The organism is Microvenator marinus, assembly GCF_007993755.1.
GTDB classification, from domain to species: domain Bacteria; phylum Myxococcota_A; class Bradymonadia; order Bradymonadales; family Bradymonadaceae; genus Allomicrovenator; species Allomicrovenator marinus.
This window is the reverse complement of sequence record NZ_CP042467.1, coordinates 3,117,758-3,135,745: the sequence shown is the minus strand read 5'-3', so window position 1 is coordinate 3,135,745 and position 17,988 is coordinate 3,117,758. Positions and strand designations below refer to the sequence as shown.

14 protein-coding genes are annotated in these 17,988 nt (G+C 57.8%); 12 read left to right on the top strand and 2 right to left on the bottom strand.

All coding sequences use genetic code 11. From position 1 onward, the window contains the following. Positions 1-285 precede the first annotated feature (285 nt). The 6 genes from FRD01_RS12820 (at position 286) to FRD01_RS12795 (ending at position 8,617) form a co-directional block, all read left to right on the top strand. Entirely contained in the window at positions 286-1,662 is a 1,377-nt protein-coding gene (locus tag FRD01_RS12820; protein WP_146960221.1) for a tetratricopeptide repeat protein, read from the top strand. 8 nt (positions 1,663-1,670) lie between these two features. Continuing rightward, positions 1,671-2,930 carry an isochorismate synthase gene (locus FRD01_RS12815; RefSeq protein ID WP_146960219.1) on the top strand — a complete coding sequence of 420 codons (1,260 nt, stop codon included), beginning with the start codon at positions 1,671-1,673 and terminating at the stop codon, positions 2,928-2,930. Continuing rightward, positions 2,927-5,452, top strand: coding sequence for a 2-succinyl-5-enolpyruvyl-6-hydroxy-3-cyclohexene-1-carboxylic-acid synthase (gene menD, locus FRD01_RS12810; RefSeq protein ID WP_146960217.1), 2,526 nt, complete (start codon positions 2,927-2,929; stop codon positions 5,450-5,452). The genes FRD01_RS12815 and menD overlap by 4 nt, the downstream gene beginning before the upstream one ends. Continuing rightward, entirely contained in the window at positions 5,449-6,345 is an 897-nt protein-coding gene (locus tag FRD01_RS12805) for a 1,4-dihydroxy-2-naphthoate polyprenyltransferase (protein ID WP_146960215.1), read from the top strand. Before menD ends, FRD01_RS12805 begins: the two co-directional genes overlap by 4 nt. A gap of 129 nt (positions 6,346-6,474) precedes the next feature. After that, a complete protein-coding gene (locus FRD01_RS12800; RefSeq protein ID WP_146960213.1) occupies positions 6,475-7,254 on the top strand; it encodes a hypothetical protein in 780 nt (259 codons plus the stop codon). Between the two features lie 139 nt (positions 7,255-7,393). After that, positions 7,394-8,617 (top strand): serpin family protein, encoded by a 1,224-nt coding sequence (locus FRD01_RS12795; protein WP_146960211.1) that lies wholly within the window; start codon positions 7,394-7,396, stop codon positions 8,615-8,617. 4 nt (positions 8,618-8,621) lie between these two features. On the opposite strand, the gene FRD01_RS12790 is transcribed toward FRD01_RS12795, so the two are convergent. Further along, a complete protein-coding gene (locus tag FRD01_RS12790) occupies positions 8,622-9,506 on the bottom strand; it encodes a hypothetical protein (protein ID WP_146960209.1) in 885 nt (294 codons plus the stop codon). Positions 9,507-9,520: 14 nt separating this feature from the next. Then, the gene (locus FRD01_RS12785; protein ID WP_146960207.1) at positions 9,521-10,249 is read right to left on the bottom strand and encodes a DUF547 domain-containing protein; all 729 of its coding nucleotides are present in this window, start codon (positions 10,247-10,249) and stop codon (positions 9,521-9,523) included. 120 nt (positions 10,250-10,369) lie between these two features. Here FRD01_RS12785 and FRD01_RS24350 point away from each other — a divergent pair, with 120 nt between their 5' ends. From FRD01_RS24350 to FRD01_RS12760, 6 genes are all read left to right on the top strand, one after another. After that, positions 10,370-10,879, top strand: coding sequence for a 3-hydroxyanthranilate 3,4-dioxygenase (locus FRD01_RS24350; RefSeq protein ID WP_249755594.1), 510 nt, complete (start codon positions 10,370-10,372; stop codon positions 10,877-10,879). A gap of 3 nt (positions 10,880-10,882) precedes the next feature. Continuing rightward, positions 10,883-11,917: an amidohydrolase family protein gene (locus tag FRD01_RS12780; RefSeq protein ID WP_249755593.1), complete on the top strand. Its 1,035-nt coding sequence runs from the start codon at positions 10,883-10,885 to the stop codon at positions 11,915-11,917. Positions 11,918-11,926: 9 nt separating this feature from the next. Beyond that, entirely contained in the window at positions 11,927-12,739 is an 813-nt protein-coding gene (locus FRD01_RS12775) for a cyclase family protein (RefSeq protein WP_146960205.1), read from the top strand. Positions 12,740-12,824: 85 nt separating this feature from the next. Continuing rightward, positions 12,825-15,416 (top strand): type I DNA topoisomerase, encoded by a 2,592-nt coding sequence (gene topA, locus FRD01_RS12770; RefSeq protein ID WP_146960204.1) that lies wholly within the window; start codon positions 12,825-12,827, stop codon positions 15,414-15,416. Positions 15,417-15,418: 2 nt separating this feature from the next. Further along, entirely contained in the window at positions 15,419-17,002 is a 1,584-nt protein-coding gene (locus FRD01_RS12765; protein WP_146960202.1) for a PEGA domain-containing protein, read from the top strand. Further along, the gene (locus tag FRD01_RS12760; RefSeq protein WP_146960200.1) at positions 16,999-17,988 is read left to right on the top strand and encodes a tetratricopeptide repeat protein; all 990 of its coding nucleotides are present in this window, start codon (positions 16,999-17,001) and stop codon (positions 17,986-17,988) included. The genes FRD01_RS12765 and FRD01_RS12760 overlap by 4 nt, the downstream gene beginning before the upstream one ends.

Genomic DNA, 17,988 nt, shown 5'->3' with positions numbered 1-17,988 from the left:
TGTTTATGTGTCGTCCCGCGTGAGTCCATAACCAATTTGGCGTTTTATGTCTACGAGAGGTCTCTCGCGGTTGGGCAGGACCAGAGCTAGAACGTCCGATCCGCCCGGCCCTGTGATGCGTGGAGTCCTTCTTGGATACATTTTTCCTAAGATCTGCATCCTGAGCCTTCCCACGTTCATCTAGGACGTGGATAGAGCCCGCGTGTACATGTCTAGAAAATGGAAGTACTTTGTCGTAGAGAGTAATAGACGCATCGCGCACACTCCGAGAACCTCAAGGAATCCATGCTTAGCCAAGACCATCAGGCCCAACTCGACTTTATCAAGCAAGAGATCGCGCAACTCGTGCGAGACGGCTCCACTTCAAGCGCTATCGAGCGACTTACCATGATGCTTGGCTCGATGGGCGAGCTCGAGGACTACAAGCCTCTGAGAGGGGCGATCCTGGCGCTGCGCGCAGATCTGCGCCTTGACGAGGACGACGAAGAAGGGGCCTGGGAAGACGCTCAAAAGGCCATGAATTTTGGTTGGTACGACGCTGCGGTACACGCGATTGCAGGCTGGGCCATGCTTCATATGGAAAAGCTCGACGTGGCGCGCGACCAGTTTACCAAGGCCATTGAGCTCAATGCTGAAAAGGCCAGACCCTTTGTGGGGCGCGCGCTTGTGGCGCTCGAAGAAGAAGACTTTGACGGGGCTCGTCAGGACCTGACGCGCGCAGTTCAGATCGACCCCAAGGACGACACGGCGTGGGCGCTTCGAGCGGAAGTTGGTATCAATCTCGGGACCGTAGAATCAGCACTTGCGGACATTCAGCGCGCCCGGACCATCGCGCCTGAAGATGCCGATCACGCCCTCTTTTTTGCGCGACTCATCCTGACCAAGGGGGATACCGAGGCGGCTCGAAAGGCGCTCGGTGTGGCGGTTGCAGACGAAGATGCGGCCCTCGAGGCGCTGTGCTTGCGAAGTCACTTGAACCTGCAGGCCTCCAAGGTCAAGGAGGCACGCGCGGACGCCATCAAGGCCACCAATAACTTCCCGGACGAGGCCTTTGCCTTTGTGTGTCTCGCGAGCGCGCAAATCGCCGAGGGCAACGGTCAGCTTGCGCTCAAGGCCGCCGAGCGCGCCGTGGCGCTCGACCCTACGCTGCCGGACGCGTACATCGCTCGCGCCGCCGCAAACCACCTCTTGGGCAACACCGAGGCGCGTCTTGAGGACGAGGCGCGGTTTAAGGACGAGATGCCAGAGCTTCATGAATTCCTGCTCGGTCCGGTGGCGGCCCATATCGACCCGGCTGCGTTCTTCCCAGCGCCGCCAGCGCCAAAAGCCAAAGAGCCCGCAAAACCTCAGGGAGCGCCCGGGATTCCCGGGATGGAGGGCATGCCGAACTTCGGGATTCCGGGTCTCGGCGGCATGAATCCTGCCGCGATGCTCGACCAAGTCTTTGACGCCGATGGCAATATCAAGCCGGCCTTTAAGCCCATCATGCGCATGGCGCTCAAAAACGCGCCATCTCTGCTCAAGACCATGCCTTCGTCCATGCTTGAGCAGCGCGGCATCGACCCAAAAATGCTCGATGGCGTAGACCTCGACAATATCGATGAGGCCGAGCTCGAAGCTCAAATGAAGCTTTTCTACAAGATGATGAAATCCCAAGGGTAGTGGGTGTCATGGTGGTACCAATTGACGACGTGGATCCGTGGAGCCTCGTGCGCGCGGTGCCCTCTCACCGCACTTGGCGCGCATGGCGCGGTCCAAATGGGGATTTTCACCTCGCCGTGGGCCACGCGTGGCGCATGTCTACGAATGGTCGAAGCCCCGCACTAGACCTGAGCGACCTAGGTCGCATGCTCAAAGATACGCCCGGCCAAATCGCGACCATTTCCGTAGCGTTCGACCCGAAACGAACCCACCAAAAGGACCAAATCTGGAAGGATTTTGCGCCTATTGAAATCAGCGTGCCCGAGGTGCTCTTCCAACGCGTAGGCGGGCGTTGGTCGCTTACCATCGTCGCGGACGCCGAGCGATTCGAGACGGTAGAGCGAGGTGCGAAGGCGATTCATCAAAGCGCGCTTACTGGCACTGTGCCTGAAGCTCAGATTGAAGGGCAAGTTGAGTTTGGCACTTATCGCGCCGAGGTTCAGCGGGCCTTAGAGGCACTGCATAACGAAGACGTTTCCAAGATTGTCATGGCCAGAAAGGCAGAGTTCAGAGCGAATTCTGAGATAGACCATGCCCGAGTTTTAAGGCGTCTCGACGAGCGTTTCCCAAACTGCTTTGTGTTTGCGCATCGCGCAGGAGGAAGTCAGAGTGGTCCAGGCGCAGTCTTCCTTGGAGCCTCTCCGGAGCGCCTCGTTGCCTGCGATTCCGGCACGCTACATACCGAAGCTCTCGCTGGTTCTGCGGGCGTTGGGCAGTCCGAGACGGAGCGTTCAGAATTGGCCAATGCGCTGATGAAAAGCGAGAAGGATCTCAGAGAACATCACCATGTGGTGGACTATATCCAAGAAATTTTGGGCCCGATAACGTCCGGTTTTGAACTGGGTGAACTCGGCGTCAAATCGCTAAAAAACGTTCAGCATCTGCACACACCCATTCGCGCGAAGTTGAAAGAAGGCGCGACGATACTGGATGCGGTGAAGGTGCTCCATCCTACCTCGGCTGTGGGTGGCTCTCCGCGCGAGCGCGCACTAGAGCTCATCGCCGAGATCGAGGGCTTTGACCGCGGCTGGTACGCGGGTGCGCTCGGGTGGATGGGGCTTGGCGACTCGACGGATGGGGAACTCACGGTGGCCATCCGAAGCGCGATGATTCGTAAGAATATTGCGGAACTCTATGCAGGAGCGGGCATCGTAGTCGGTAGCGATCCGGTGGCGGAAGATCAGGAAACTCGGGTCAAAATGCGGGCACTTCTGGAGGCCCTCGAATGAATTTTTTGGCAAATATCAACGTGCTCTGGGGCCATATCCTAATCGACGAGCTCGCGCGAGCAGGCGTACGCGAGGTGGTAGTTTCACCGGGTTCGCGCTCAACGCCCCTGACGCTAGCCGCAAACGCCCATCCTGACATTCGCGCGATCAACGTCATCGACGAGCGAAGTGCGGGCTTTCTGGCGCTGGGATTGGCCATGGCCACCGAGCGACCTGTGGTGCTCATCTGCACCAGCGGCAGTGCGGTCTCGAACTACCACCCGGCGATCTCGGAGGCTCGGCAATCACGAGTCGGTCTGATCGTCTTGAGCGCCGACCGGCCCGAGTGGTTGCGCGAGGCCGGAGCGCCCCAGGCCATGCGGCAAGACCAGCTTTTTGGACCGCACACCGTCTGGTTCCACGAGCTGGCACAGCCCGAGGCAGACCGGCTTAAGCTGCGCTACGTGAGGTCTACGGCCGATAAGGCGGTGGCCATGAGTGAGCGTGGGCCGGTGCACTTGAACGTGAGTTTCAGAAAGCCCCTCGAAGCCACCGAAGTACCGCGCGATGCACCCGATGGTGTGCGCGACTTGGAGCTCGGGACGCCGGAGGTTGCGGGTCGCGCGGATCGGCAGCCATGGGTGAGAGTTTTGGGTAGTGCCCAGAGTGATAGCGCGCCGGTTTTACGAGCGCTGGCGAACGCCGAGCGGCCCTTGGTCACCGTGGGTGCGGATTGGAAGGCGAGGCGGTGGCGGCCTTTCGTGGCGTGGCTAAAGCAGCTTGGGTATGCGGTATGGGCTGAGGCTCAGTCCGGGGTGGTTGGAAATGTGGCGCGGCTAGATGCTTCAGTGCAGCCGGACCTTGTGGTGCATCTTGGGCGTGCGCCGATCGACTGGCCCGCGCAACGTTGGATGAACTCGCTTGAGTGCGAGCTCATCTTTGTAGGCCCCGACGATAGCCACGGGCTGGAGAACCCCGAACACCTCGCCTCTACGTGGCTCCGTCTACGAGGGCTCCGTCCTCGTAGGAAGGACTTGGAGATCATTCAGAATTTCCAACCCCAAGAGGAATTTTCAAAGAACCCGAAGCCTAAAGCACTCGAATCCAACAAAGACACCAAAGAAATACCTCAGTTTCCTCATCCAAATGAGCAACAAAGAAAAATTTGGATATCTAACGAAACCAACCACCTAACGCAGACAGAGGGCGTGCCGACCTTTTTCGACGGAGCCATCCACTCAGCCCTCCACGCACTAGACCCATCTACGGCTATCTTCGTCTCCTCAAGCATGCCGTTTAGAGACTTTGAGAATTTTGGTCCAAAAGGGCGTGACGTGTTTGTAAATCGGGGGTTGAACGGGATTGATGGGGTCTTGTCTTCGGCGTTTGGTGTGGCGGCAGCGCGTGTGCCCGACGGCTCGAGGCCAGGTGTGGTGGCCGTCGTTGGCGACGTGGCTTTCTCGCACGACGCCAGTGCACTCTTGACCGCGCGCCGCGCCGGCATCAGCGCGATAGTCGTCGTCATCAACAACGGTGGCGGACGCATCTTCGAGTTTCTCCCAGTCAAGGGTCAGGCGGGCTTCCAAGAACATTTCAACACCGAACCCTCAATTGATTTGCAAGCCCTCGCCCTGGCCTATGGCGCTGGATACGCTCGAGTCACCGCCCAAAAGCCTCTGGAAAACGAGCTCCAAAAGAGGCAAGACCAGCCCGGCATCCACCTCATCGAAGCCGTCGTAGACTGGGAATCTTCAATTGCCACGCGTCGCAGCATCTTAGAGGCGCGAGCTGGTCTAAGCTCTGTCCGCGTTGCGACTCCCGTACACGCGGGCTCTGTCCGCGTTGCGCCCTGGGCGATTACCGCCCTCCACGGATTCTCAGGAACCCGCGCAGATTGGCGCGTAATTGAGCCTTACCTCGGGCCGATCGAAGCACTGAATTTACCGGGTCACGAGGGAAAGTCAGGCGTAGAGACCTGGGATCAGGCCATCGAAGACCTGGCCCAGGAACTCAGGTCTCAAGACCGCCCAGTGCTCATCGGCTACTCGATGGGTGGCCGCCTGGCTCTGGGGCTCGCGAGCACGTACCCCGAGCTGATTTCGGGTCTCGTGACGATTGGCGCGCGGGCGGGCTTGCCAGAGTCCGAACGCGGCGCGCGGGCTCAGGAAGACGAGGCTCGGGCCACGGCGGTTGAGAGGGACCTACACGGCTTTATGCGCGAATGGGCGCGTCTTCCTCTCCTAAACCTCAGGCCGGCTCACCCCGCACGAGCTCCGGGCCGTGTGGCACACTCTGGCGAGGGTTTAGCCAGTGCGCTGCGGGCGCTCGGCCCCGCGAGGCAACCACTCTACGACGTCAAGCTTAAGGTCCCCGCGCTCTTTGTGGCCGGCGAACTCGACAAGGTCTATTGCGAAGCGGCGCGGGAAATGGCAGAGACGCTCGGCGCGAAGGCCGCCGTGGTGGCCAACGCCGGGCACGCCGCCCACCTGGACGAACCAGAGGCGACCGCTGCCATCATTTCGGAGTTTCTGGAGCAATTATGAGTGCCGTAGCTGAAATCTCTCCTGCTCGAGCCTGGGTCCTCGCGACTCGCCCTAAAACCCTACCTGCGGCGGTAGCCCCCGTTTTGGTGGGTATGGCGGTGGCGCATGCGATCGGGAAATTTGCGCTCCTTCCAGCGCTGGGCGCGCTTTTGGGCGCGATGCTCATTCAAATCGGCACCAACCTCGCGAACGATTATTTCGACTTCAAAAAGGGCGCCGATACCCACGAGCGCCTCGGTCCGATGCGCGTGACCCAGGCTGGCCTGATCGATGAAACGGCGGTCCGAAACGCCATGATTGGCACGTTCGCGGCGTCGGCACTGGTCGGCGTCTACTTGGTGGGCGTGGGTGGCTGGCCGATCCTCGTCATCGGAATCTTGTCGATCCTCTCGGGAATCGCCTACACGGGCGGCCCGTTTCCCCTCGGGTATCACGGCCTCGGCGACCTCTTTGTGTTCATCTTTTTCGGCGTGGTCGCGGTCTGCGGCACAGTCTGGGTGCAGGCGCTCGAATGGTCTTGGTTGGCGCTTATCAGCTCAGTCCCAGTTGGCCTCTTGAGCGTAGCCATTCTCATCGTGAACAACTATCGAGACCGCCATACGGACGTCAAAGCCGGCAAACGAACGCTCGCCGTTCGGCTAGGCGGAAAGCTCACCCGATGGCAATACGGCGTGACCTTGGCTTTGGCATATATCGTGCCGGTAGTGCAGTTCGCGCTCGGCCATCTCAGCCCATTCGCGCTCCTTCCTCTCATCACTCTCCCGCTCGCTCTTCGCCTCTTCCGCGACTTCATCAGCCTCAATGGCTCAGACCTCAATCCCGTCCTCGAGAGAACCGCCAAGCTGCTGGTGATCTTCTCCGCGCTCTACGCTCTCGGGATTGTTGGCCTCTAACTTTTTCTGCGGTTTTCAAAAATCTAAACTTTTTTCGCAACACTTTCGAATTTTGTCCGAAAATAAGAATACGGGCCCAAGTTTTGGGATCCGTCATTCTGATTAACCAACCCTAAGAAGGGGGACAAAATGATAAAGTTAACGCCTAAAATGGCGAAGCCGCACGAGGCATGGTGCCTCAACATTGCATTGCAGGTGTGCGGCGAAGTCAGAAAACATGAATCCTTTCGCCAACACCGGACAGTGGACGCGATACTCCATATGCCGAATCCAGTGGCGCATTGGGGACCACTGGCAGGTCTCTTGTGCAGGCGAGACGTACTGGTTGAGCATTTTTCGAACTCAGTGAGTTTGTCCGATTTAGGATCCTGTCGCGAGAAGATCGGCTATGCGTCGTACCGGTACTTCACAACACGGATAAAGAATCGGACAGAGCTCCACCCATCCATGGTGATCCTGTCTCATCGCACGCCCGAACGTGTGCTCAAGGAGCCCAATATGTTCGAACCAACTCCACACAAAGGTATTTGGAGGTGGGGATCGGTGGAATGCGGCCCTATCTTCATCGTCGCAACCACGGCTCTCGAAGACACACCCGAGTTTGAGTGGATGAAGATGACCACTCGCCTGCCCCAAACTCCAAACGAGTTTAACAAGGCGGTGAGATTGATAAGTGAAAACATAAACGATAAAATACAACCCGAAGATCTGGAGAAGACCATGTTTGATTTCATGTATGTAGATGGGGTGAACGTTCTGACGTACGCCGAAGAGCAAAAGAAGGCCGCCGAAGAGCAAAAGAGGTTTGCGGAAGAAGTTCTCCGTGAACTTCAGGAGCAGAAAAAGCTCAATGAAAAGGCTTTCCAAGAAATCGAGGCACTCAAGGCCGAGTTGAGAGCCAAGAGCTAGAAATTTTGAGAGACCACGCCAATTCGTCTCAGAATTCTGATGAACCTACATAGGCGCCACCCCCAACTCCCGCAGTCCGTCTAGGCCTTGCGCTCTGGCATAAGTCCTGCTTTGAATAGCAGTCGAGGACGAGGACTTTATGCGATATCTCTTAATAATTGCTTTGCTGGGTTTGGTCGGATGTGACCGCGGCGAGTTTGGTGGGCGAAAGGCTGGCGGCGAGTATATGCCGCAGGAGCCCAACACAGGCGGAAATAACGACTCCGACCAGAACAACTCAGCCCCCGTCCAGCCCGGCGACAATTATGGCGAAAACAACGATTCGGGCCTCAATAACGAGGCACCTCCAGTGGGCGAGCCCGCGCCGGATTTTGGGGTTTGGCTTGTTGATGCAGCGTCCGAGGCCGGGTTTGCCGAGCTCGGGTCGCATCGCGATAATGTGATCTACTCCCCGTTTTCCACGGCTCAGAAGCTCGCCGCGGCGCGAGTCCTCAACAATCAGGGCACTCAGGACGCAGAAACCATGCTCGAGCTCGCCGCGTCTCTGCAGGACCCCACGCTCTTCTTTGAAACTTCGGTATGGTTTCAAACCGGGCTTCGAAGTCAGGATGCGGACCGTCTAGCCGGCCTCGTCGCGATTCGCACGGTGGACTTTACCCAACAAGAAAGCGCTCGCCAGCAAATCAATAACTACTACCGCGATGCCTCCTCCGGCCTTGTCACCACGGCTCTTAGCTCGCCGCTGGCTGCCGAGACCCAGGTGGGACTCGTGGACGTCTCGTTCTTTGCAGACACCTGGACACAGCCTTTTGACCAGAGTCGTACGGCCTCAGCTACCTTTGCCGGGTTTACGGGCGATTCCGAAGTTCAGATGATGGAAGTTGAGGGGACCTTTGTGCACCACAGAACCGACGCCTGGAAGACGGTGATTCTCCCCTATTCATCGGGCGCGAAGCTCTTTGTGATCATTCCCGAAGACGGCGAGTTCGATAACGTACAGGCGCTCTTGAGCCCGTCGTTTTTGGCCGCGGAAGAAGGTCGTGCAAACTCGGAATATCTCGTGGTTCGACTCCCAAAAGTTGAGCTCGACCAGCGCGTCAACGAGGAGGCTTACGCCGAGCTTTCGTCGCAGTTTCAGAGCGAGCTCGGTGAAGTGAGCACCGCACAACGCGCCACGCTAAGCTTCAGTGAAATGCATACCGTAGCCACCTCAGAGACCGATGCCGGTGACCCAGGTGTGGGTGAGACCCCGCCGTCCAATGATATTCTGATGTCGGTGGATGCGAATCGGCCGTTCTTCTGGGCCATCCGTGCCGCCGACGAGCGAACCGTGCTCATGCAGGGTCAGGTCGGCGCGCTCTAGTCAATTAGAGCTCCGGGCCAAGCGCTTCCTTAGCCACCTTTCTCACATTCGGGCTATCGTGGCCTTCGGCTACTGCCTGCAAATAGGTTCTGGACTCGGGCGTTTTCAAATCCGCCACAATATAGAGCATCGGAAGCATCTGAGGGTTCGCATCACGGCTAAAATCCTCGGTGATCCGAATTACGTTCGAGTAGGACTCCTCATCCTTCATGGATACCAACATGGCCGCTGCGGCGACCTGCAGGCGCTCGTCGCGCGCGTCCAAGAGCGGCCGGACAAGGGGCACAGAACCCTCGATTCGGCGGTCACGAGCTTCCTGAACCGCGATCAATTTTGTGGCGTTATCATTATCGCCGGAGAGCACTGCCAAGATCTCCTGGTCGTTCGCTGATTTGACTTTTGCCGCCGCCCCAACTCGTTTCACAAACCGCCGTCTGGCCTCCTCAACAAGAGAAGGGACACGCCGGTCGTCAATATCCGCATCTCGGACTACGACCTCCGCCTTGAGCTCGCCGAACACGCTAGTATCCACCCCGACCCCACCAACGAGCATGACCTCCACCGACTCAGGGCGCTCACGCACGTCAAAAATCGCGTACCCTTTGCCTTTTGTGGGGCCGTCTGGGTCGAAGGACTCGTGCGCGTGTAGGTCAGATTGGATGCCAGCCTCAAGCGCTTTGATGTCCACTCCTTCAAGCTTCATCACTGCCTGCGAAGCCTGAATTTTAAACTCGGTAACGGCGATTGGACCTTCAGCCGTCGGTGTCTCTTCGGCGGGTTGCGGGATGCTCTCGCTAGGCGCCGAAGGCGCGCTGGTCTCCTTCTTGTCGCAACCGACCCAAAGGCTCCCCGCCAATAAGAAAACAACTAGATTTGTACAACGTTTCATCGGGCCAGCTTAACTCACTTCCCGTTGAGCGCCCAATTATATTCGGCAAAGGTAATCTTGATGTCCTCGCCTTTGAGCAGCTCGGCGTGCTCCGGGACGTACTTCGCCAGATAGGCTTGCACACTGCCTTCGTCGTGTTTGAAGTCGTCCGCGAACCACTCGAGCAGCTTGCTCGTGGTCACGGTGTTACCCTCAACCTTGGTAGCTTTGGGCAAGAAAGCCTTGGTGTTGGCCTCGAGCACCTTTTGAACGTTCTTATGCGTGAACGCTTTGGCCTTGAGCGGCGGACATGATTGCGCCGCGCAGTTGAGCGCGAAATGCACGCGCGCGTCTTTGAACGTGGGCCGGATAATCGTGTGTTCCAGGTGGTCCAGAGTCATCGTTTGGCCCGCGACTTTATGCTCGATCTTCTTGAAGAACCCGTCCACTTTGAGCACATTTTTGACCGGCCAATTGTCCAACACAGATGAGATCACGAGCGCATTATAGGCGTTGAGATAGAACGCGAGCTGCGCGTCTTTGGACCCTTTGACCTCGGCCGTGCCCACAGCTTCCACGTATGCTTTGAGCTTTGCGTAGTCTTCCTCGGAATCCTTGAGTGCCGAGTACTTGACTTGTCCACCCTTGACGTAGGTCTTGAGCAAAGCGTTGAAGGGCTTGTGGTCGATGACGTCCTGGGCAAAGGCCGGCAGGCCCACCAAGAGTACGAGCAAGAGTGTTGATATAGAAAATATGGATTTCATTTGTATCTCCTCTATTTGGTTCAGACGTACTCATCTAGCGCGGGATTCAAATTTTGACCACGTTGACGAGATGGCCTTGCTCGTTTAGACCCATTAAAACGCATCGACTAAGGAGACACTATGCCATTGCTGCCACCCATCGACTTTAAGGCGTGGATAGAGGAGAACCGCCATCTTTTAAAACCACCCGTCGGCAACAAGAAAATCTGGGAAGACACCAACTTTGACGTCTTTGTGGTCGGAGGTCCCAACAAGCGAAAGGACTACCATATCGACCCTGATGAGGAGTTCTTCTACCAGATCGAAGGCGATATGACGCTCAAGGTCGTGGTCGACGGCGAGTTCAAGGATATCGTGATCCCGGAAGGCGCGATCTTCCTGCTCCCGCCCTATATCCCGCACTCACCGCAGCGCGGCGAGAACACGGTCGGACTTGTGATCGAGCACAAACGCCAGGAAGGTGATAAGGACGGACTTCGATGGTACTGTGATGGGTGTCACGAGGTCCTCCACGAAGAGTTCTTCCAACTTCACGATATCGTTGGGCAGCTCAAAGCGGCTATCGGCAATTTCCGTGAAAACGACGCGCTAAGAACCTGCAAATCCTGTGGTCACTACCTCGAGATGTAATCCATGAAAGTCGATATCCATACTCATATCTTGCCTGCCGGCTGGCCGGATTTGCGTGAAAAATACGGGTACGGAGGGTGGATTCAGCTCGAGGTCGAGGGCTCTTGCGGGCGCATGATGACTGAGGGAGAGCTCTTTCGCAAAGTCGACCCGAACCTCTGGGACCCAAAGACACGACTCGCCGAGTGCGAGAAGTTTCAGGTGGATGTGCAGGTGCTCTCCACGGTGCCCGTGATGTTTTCGTACTGGGCTGAACCTGAGGACACGCTCGATCTCTCGCATTTCCTGAACGACCACCTCGTCGGTATCGTCGAGCAATTCCCCAAACGTTTTGTGGGCCTCGGCACGCTCCCCATGCAAGCGCCGGAGCTCGCTGCGCGTGAGCTTGAGCGCTGCATGGCCATGGGTTTGCGGGGCGTGGAGATCGGCACGCACGTCAATAATATCAACCTCGATGACCGCTCATTTGACCCCATCTGGGAGGTCGCCCAGAAGACTGGCGCCGCGATCTTCGTGCACCCTTGGGATATGATGGGCATGAAGCAGCTGCAGAAATACTGGATGCCCTGGCTTGTGAGCATGCCCGCGGAGACCTCGCGCGCGATTTGCTCCATCCTTATGGGCGGCGTGCTCGAGCGATTCCCCGGCCTTAAGTTTGCGTTTGCCCACGGTGGCGGCTCATTCCCGGGCACGCTCGGGCGCATCAGCCATGGCTTCGAGGTGCGTCCCGACCTCTGCCAAACCGAGACCACCACGCCTCCGGCTGAGTTCGTCAAAGAACTCTACTTTGACTCGCTGGTCCATGACGCGAAAACGCTTGAGTTCCTCCTGGATATCGTAGGCGAAGATCGCGTGGCTCTGGGTACTGATTATCCGTTTCCGTTGGGCGAGCTTAGCCCCGGAAAGCTCATCGAAAGCACGGACCTCAGCGCTCAAACTAAGGAGCGTCTGCTCAGTGGGACAGCGCTCGAATGGCTCGGCCTAAACCGTGAGGATTTTGAGACCCCTGCCAGCCTCGCGCACACCAAATCTCTTTAGAGGGATGCCATGAAAGCCACGCTTCATCTTGAGAAGTACGACACTCAGATCGACATGTGGGGGGCCATCGACCTCTCTACGCGGGTGGAGTTCTACGGCCCTCAACCGAACGCATTTGGCATCCCGCGCGCCCGCTCCGCGCCTTTCAGAGCCGGCGGTTTTGTGGGTGATACCCGCGAGGACGGGAGCGTCAACTGCGAGACGTTCGAGATGTGCCCGCATGGAAACGGCACGCACACCGAGTGTGTCGGCCATATTGTTGATGAGCGCTTGAGCGTTGCGGATTGCCTGACTCAGCCGTTTTGGATGGCGGCTGTCTTGAGCGTGTTCCCGGAACCTCTGGGCAGCTCTGAGGAGACGTACCTCGCGCAGAGTCATCCCGAGGACGTGGTGGTTACCGCCCGCGCGCTTCGCGCCGCCTGGGAACAATCCGTGCCTGATGCCTGGCCCCCCGAGGCCCTGGTCCTGCGCACACTCCCAAACCCGGAATCCAAGAGACACCAACATTTTAGCGGCCATAACCCTGTCTACTTCACCAAAGAGGCCATGGAGTTCTTGGTGGAGAAGGATCTTTTGCATCTTCTGGTGGACTTTCCGTCCGTGGACCGCGAAGAAGACACGGGCTTATTGCCGAACCATCATGTGTGGTGGGCGGTGCCGCCGTCTGCAAGGGCGGGCGCCGGGCGCCCAGAGTGTACCATCACCGAGATGATCTACGTACCCGCTGAGGTCGAGGACGGCCCCGCGATGCTCGCCATCGAGTGTCCAAACTTGATGTTGGATGCCGCGCCGTCCAGACCGAGGCTTTACCGGTTAGAATAGGTATGGAGGTTTTGCGTGTGGACAAGTTCTTCACAACCCCCTATTCATTGCGACCGTTGATAGGACCTAGAAAGGGCTAAGAAAGATGTCAAAACTCGTAATCGTCGAGTCCCCCGCAAAAGCAAAAACCATCGAGAAATACTTGCCGAAAGGCTATAAGGTCATGGCTTCGGTGGGCCATATTCGCGACCTTCCAGACAGCGCCGGGCAGATGCCAGCGAAGTACAAGAGTGAGTCGTGGGCAAGCCTCGGTGTGAACGTCGACAAGGACTTCGAGGCCGTCTACGTGGTCAAGGAAGCACGAGCCAAAAAGCAGATTGCTGACCTCAAAAAAGCGCTCAAAGAAGCTGACGAACTCATCCTCGCAACAGACGAAGATCGCGAAGGAGAGGCCATTTCGTGGCACCTGATCGAGGAGCTCAAGCCGAAGGTTCCGGTCAAGCGCATGGTCTTCAACGAGATCACGAAGTCGGCCGTCAATCACGCGCTTAATAACACGCGCCAGATCGATATGGACCTCGTTGCCGCCCAGGAAACGCGCCGCATTGTGGACCGCCTGGTGGGTTACCCGCTCTCGATGTTGGTCAAAAAGAAGGTCAATTACACGCTCTCGGCGGGACGCGTTCAGTCGCCAGCGGTGGCCCTATTGGTAGAGCGCGAGCGGGCACGCCGCCGCTTCCGAAGCGCGCAGTACTGGGACCTCAAGGCCCAGCTCACCAAGGGTAAGTCGACCTTTGACGCCGTCCTGAACTCTGTAGATGGCCAGCGCATCGCCGGCTCCAAAGACTTTGATGAGCTCACTGGAAAGCTCTACGACGGGCGCGACGTTCTTCTGATAAAGGAGGAGCTCGCCAAGGCCCTCGCAAAAGGCCTCAAGGACAAGAACCTTAAGGTCTCGAGCATCACGGAGCGCCAGTACACAAGCCAGCCGAAGCCTCCGTTCACCACGTCCACGCTGCAGCAGGAGGCGTCTCGCCAGCTCAATCTCTCGGCAAAAGACACCATGGGACTGGCGCAGAAGCTCTACGAAGCCGGTTTTATTACCTATATGCGTACCGACAGCACGAATCTTTCGCAGCAGGCGATAGACGGCGCACGCAACGCGATTGTGGAGCTCTACACCAAGGAATACCTCCCGAAAGAAGCGCGTATTTACAAGGGTAAGAATAAGGGCGCTCAAGAGGCGCACGAGGCCATCCGTCCTACCGGAGACGCCTTTACACACCCGAGCAAATCAGGGCTTCGTGGGCGCGAAAAGGCGCTCTACGAACTCATCTGGAAGCGCACGGTCGCAAGCCAGATGAAAGACGCTAAGAAGACCTCGATGCGTGTGGACCTCGAAGTCGACGTGGACGGCAAAGTCCTGAATTTCCGCGCCAATGGAAATCGTATCGACTTCCCAGGCTTCTTGCGCGCCTACGTCGAGGGCTCGGACGATCCGGAAGGAAGTCTCGAGGATAAAGAGGTGATTTTGCCGCCGCTCAAAGAAGGCGAAGATCTGCCGTGCAAGAGTGTGGACGCGCTTTCGCACGAGACTAAGCCACCTGCGCGCTACACCGAGGCCAGCCTCACGGCCAAGCTTGAGGAAGAAGGCATCGGCCGCCCAAGTACCTACGCCTCGATTCTGCAAAAGATTGCCGACGGCCGCTTTGCAAAGAAAGAAGGAAAGGCACTGATTCCGACCTATGTGGCGTTTGCCGTGGTTGAGTTCATGGAGAACCACTTCCCAGACTTGATCAACCTCGGGTTTACCGCCGATATGGAAGGCGACCTCGATAAGATCGCCGAAGGACGCGAGGATAAGGTCAACTATCTCCACAACTTCTACCGAAAAGATGGTGCGTTCAAAGACCAGGTGGAAAGTGGCGAGACCAATATCGACGGCGAAGTCTCCAAGATAGTGCACCTCGAGGATTTCGACGGTGTGCTCCGCGTCGGTCGCTACGGTGCGTACGCACAGTTCGGCGAGAACGATGAGGTGGTCACGGTAAATATCCCGGACTCTATTCCGCCGGCGGAGCTTACGCCTGAGCGCGTCCAAGATCTTTTGAAGGCAAAGACTGAAGGCCCAAAAGTTCTGGGTAATCACCCCGAAACCGGCGAGAAAATCTACGTCCTGAGCGGCCGTTTCGGGCCGTATCTGCAGCTCGGCGGGTTCGACGACGAGAAAGAAAAGACCGAAGAAAAGCCGAAGAAAGGGAAAGGCAAAAAAGTCGCCAAGGAAAAGCCCAAGCGCGCCTCTATCCCCAAAAATCTTTCGCCCGATGACGTTACGCTCGAGCAAGCCGTACACATGCTTTCCTTGCCGAGGCGCCTGGGTAAACACCCTGATGATGGCGAGTGGGTCGAAGCCGGTGAGGGCCGCTTCGGACCTTATGTTCGGCACAATAAGGACTACCGTCCGCTCGAGTCAAAAGACGAGATCTTTACGGTTTCACTCGAGAAGGCCCTTGAGCTTTTGGCGCAGCCCAAAGCCCGCGGTGGCCGTACCAAGAAAGTCCTCAAGGACCTTGGTAAACATCCTTCAACGGGTGAAGAAATCCAAGTGCTCGACGGTCGATACGGCCCCTACGTCAAAGCCGGGAAGACCAATGCGACCATTCCAAAGGGCGTTGAACCGGGCGATTTAACTCTCGAGAAAGCCGTTGAACTCATCGCCGAGAAACGTGCGAGCTAGCCATGCGCAATCTCTACGCCATTCTTTTGGTTCTGATGGGATGCTTCGCTGCTCCGGCTTTTGCGCAGGAGACTGAAGACGCCACGGCTGAGGTGACCGAAGAGGCCATCGTTCAGACGTCTGAGGTGGTTCTCTGGGAGATTCAAGGGACTGATGCGACCACGGTCTCTGCGTTTAAGCAGGGGCTTCGCGAGGCCCTGGCGGGTGAAGCTGGCCGGCATCTCTTGGACGACGCGGCCTTCGCTCAGTTCTTCTCCAAAGCAAGCCCGGAGGTCCCTTCGTGCCTGATGGGCCTCGAGCCTTGCCCTAGTGCCGCCGGGCTCGCCTTTGAAATGGCGGGACTCTCCCTGGTCATCCGGGTGGAGCTGAAATCTACACAACTTGCCAATTACGCCCTGATCGACGGCCGTGGTGCCGAGGTCCGGACCAAGGAGATTACGGCCACAGGGGTGCGTGAGCTCGCGTTTGCGCTCATCGCCGACGTCTTTGATGCTACGGGCAGCGTGAGCTTCAATACGCGCCCTGAAGGCGCCACAATCGAGATTGACGGAGAACAGGTCGGGACCACGCCCTACGTGACTAGACTCAGCATCGGAACGCACGAGTACACGCTGCGGTTGCAGAAGTACCAGCCGATGACGGGCTCCATCGTGGTGCGCTCCGGCTTGACCGAAAAGGTCGATCACGTCTTCCAAGAAGAGGCCGGCTATTTGTTGATCACCGAGGCACCAAGCGGCGCTAGGGTCTTTGTGAACGGCTCGTACGTAGGTGATGCGGGGCAACCGATCGAGCTCGAACCCGGCATGTACGCTATCGAAGTCCGTGCGGAAGGCTATGAGACCATGCGCGAAACTGCCCAGATTCAGCCCGGGCTCGAAATGCGCAAAACCGCACCACTCGTGGCGACATCGGGCTTCTTGAAGGATTTCGGCTCGGGCGCGATTCAGGTCAACAAGTACCAGCTCAAACTCGGCTACGAACATGGCTTCCAACGCCTGACCTTCCAGGACGCGCGCGGCGAAGCCTACGAGTTCGAGTCCATCTTGGACGGCGAGGGCACCTACCCGATTTTCGGCGCCAATTCAGCGCGCGTAAGCTCCAACGGGGTGCGCCTCGACCTGAGCTACTTCTTCGAATATTTCGGTATCACCGTGCTCTCCATGTCCTATCGCGGCTCAAGTCCGGACGTGCCAGTGGCCCTTCTCAACGAGTCAGGAGAGACCGTGGAAGGCAACCTGAGCTCGGTCAGCCGCCTCCAGATACGCCCGTTTCAGCTGGCCTACCGTCATGTGTACAAAAACGTAATGCCGATTGCGGAAATCGGCGTGGGCATCGACCTTCAGTGGATTGACGTGGAGTCTGTGGCGGCACTCGAGCCCATTGCGCTCAGTCAGACCGACGCGTTTGCGACCATCGGTTTTGGCGCGCAATACTTCTTCACACCGGCGTTTTTCGGCAAGTTTCGCTACGCGCTCCAAGCCTATTTCGAAGACACCCACGAGACCGAGCACCTGCTCTATCTCGGCGTAGGCCTTGCGCTACCGAATCTTTTCGGTCTGGAAATTGAGCCCCCGGAGACGCTGTGAAATTCAAGTCTTTGAAACTCAAAATTCTGACTTTATTACTCGTACTCACGGCCTCGGCAGCAGTCTCGGCACAGGATTACGAGTCGATCCTCAAGTCCGGAAACGCCGCCTATAACGAGGGCAAGTACGTCGAAGCCCAGGGGCTCTACGTCAAGGCTATTCAGGCCGATCCGGGCGCTGCACTCGGCTACCGAAACCTCGCGCGCGCCTACTTCTGGACCGACCAATACGCCGCTGCCGCTCACTATTACGAGCATTATCTGAAACTCGCACCCACCGAGAGCGCTGACCTCGAGCAGGTCCGCGGCGAGCGCAAACTCGCCGTCTCTCGCGCCGGTGAAGACGTCTGGCGCATGCCCGAGAATATACGTATGGCGCGCCAGGCTCTGGAGACCGAGCTCGGCTCCGGCAAGGCGTTCACGCCCGGCGGTGGCGGTGCCTGGGGGCTCTACGAGACTTTGTTGCGCACCGGATACGCCGACCCAGACTTGGTACAGATTCGGGCGACCCTGACTCGCCGATTGATGGACGAGCTCGATGCGAAAATGCTCCCAGCACCGCAAGATATCTTGCCGATCGCGAGTTTTGAGGACTGGCAGGTCCAGGCTCAGAGGCTCGTGGCGATCAAGAAGCTCCAGAAGGATCCCGTGGTCTTGGACCTGGTAAATCGAAGGTCTACCGTGGTTGAGTCTGCCATTGCCCTTTTGGCGGGCCAGCCAGAGCAAGCCGTGGATCTAGCCCGGCTCGCCCGCAGCTCGAACCCAGATCTGAAGTTCCTTGCGTGGTATGAGATTGTGGCGCTCACCCGCGCCAATAAACACGAAGAAGCACTCAATGCTGTCGAGACTTTTGCGCGCCAGCTTCGGGCTGAGAATCCCGCGCAGCTTGGGCACGCGATGGCGCTACGTGCGTTGATTTTGAAGAGAGAGGACAGGTCCAAAGATGCGGCCGAAGTCCTCAAGACACTTATCGTTCAAACACCTTGA

Excerpts from the sequence above, each read along its gene's own strand:
- FRD01_RS12785 (WP_146960207.1), bottom strand. The coding sequence starts at position 10,249 with ATGAAATCCATATTTTCTATATCAACACTCTTGCTCGTACTCTTGGTG.
- FRD01_RS12820 (WP_146960221.1), top strand. The coding sequence starts at position 286 with ATGCTTAGCCAAGACCATCAGGCCCAACTCGACTTTATCAAGCAAGAG.
- topA (WP_146960204.1), top strand. The coding sequence starts at position 12,825 with ATGTCAAAACTCGTAATCGTCGAGTCCCCCGCAAAAGCAAAAACCATC.
- FRD01_RS12780 (WP_249755593.1), top strand. The coding sequence starts at position 10,883 with ATGAAAGTCGATATCCATACTCATATCTTGCCTGCCGGCTGGCCGGAT.
- FRD01_RS12805 (WP_146960215.1), top strand. The coding sequence starts at position 5,449 with ATGAGTGCCGTAGCTGAAATCTCTCCTGCTCGAGCCTGGGTCCTCGCG.
- FRD01_RS12800 (WP_146960213.1), top strand. The coding sequence starts at position 6,475 with ATGATAAAGTTAACGCCTAAAATGGCGAAGCCGCACGAGGCATGGTGC.
- FRD01_RS12765 (WP_146960202.1), top strand. The coding sequence starts at position 15,419 with ATGCGCAATCTCTACGCCATTCTTTTGGTTCTGATGGGATGCTTCGCT.
- FRD01_RS12775 (WP_146960205.1), top strand. The coding sequence starts at position 11,927 with ATGAAAGCCACGCTTCATCTTGAGAAGTACGACACTCAGATCGACATG.
- FRD01_RS12790 (WP_146960209.1), bottom strand. The coding sequence starts at position 9,506 with ATGAAACGTTGTACAAATCTAGTTGTTTTCTTATTGGCGGGGAGCCTT.
- FRD01_RS24350 (WP_249755594.1), top strand. The coding sequence starts at position 10,370 with ATGCCATTGCTGCCACCCATCGACTTTAAGGCGTGGATAGAGGAGAAC.
- FRD01_RS12815 (WP_146960219.1), top strand. The coding sequence starts at position 1,671 with ATGGTGGTACCAATTGACGACGTGGATCCGTGGAGCCTCGTGCGCGCG.
- menD (WP_146960217.1), top strand. The coding sequence starts at position 2,927 with ATGAATTTTTTGGCAAATATCAACGTGCTCTGGGGCCATATCCTAATC.
- FRD01_RS12795 (WP_146960211.1), top strand. The coding sequence starts at position 7,394 with ATGCGATATCTCTTAATAATTGCTTTGCTGGGTTTGGTCGGATGTGAC.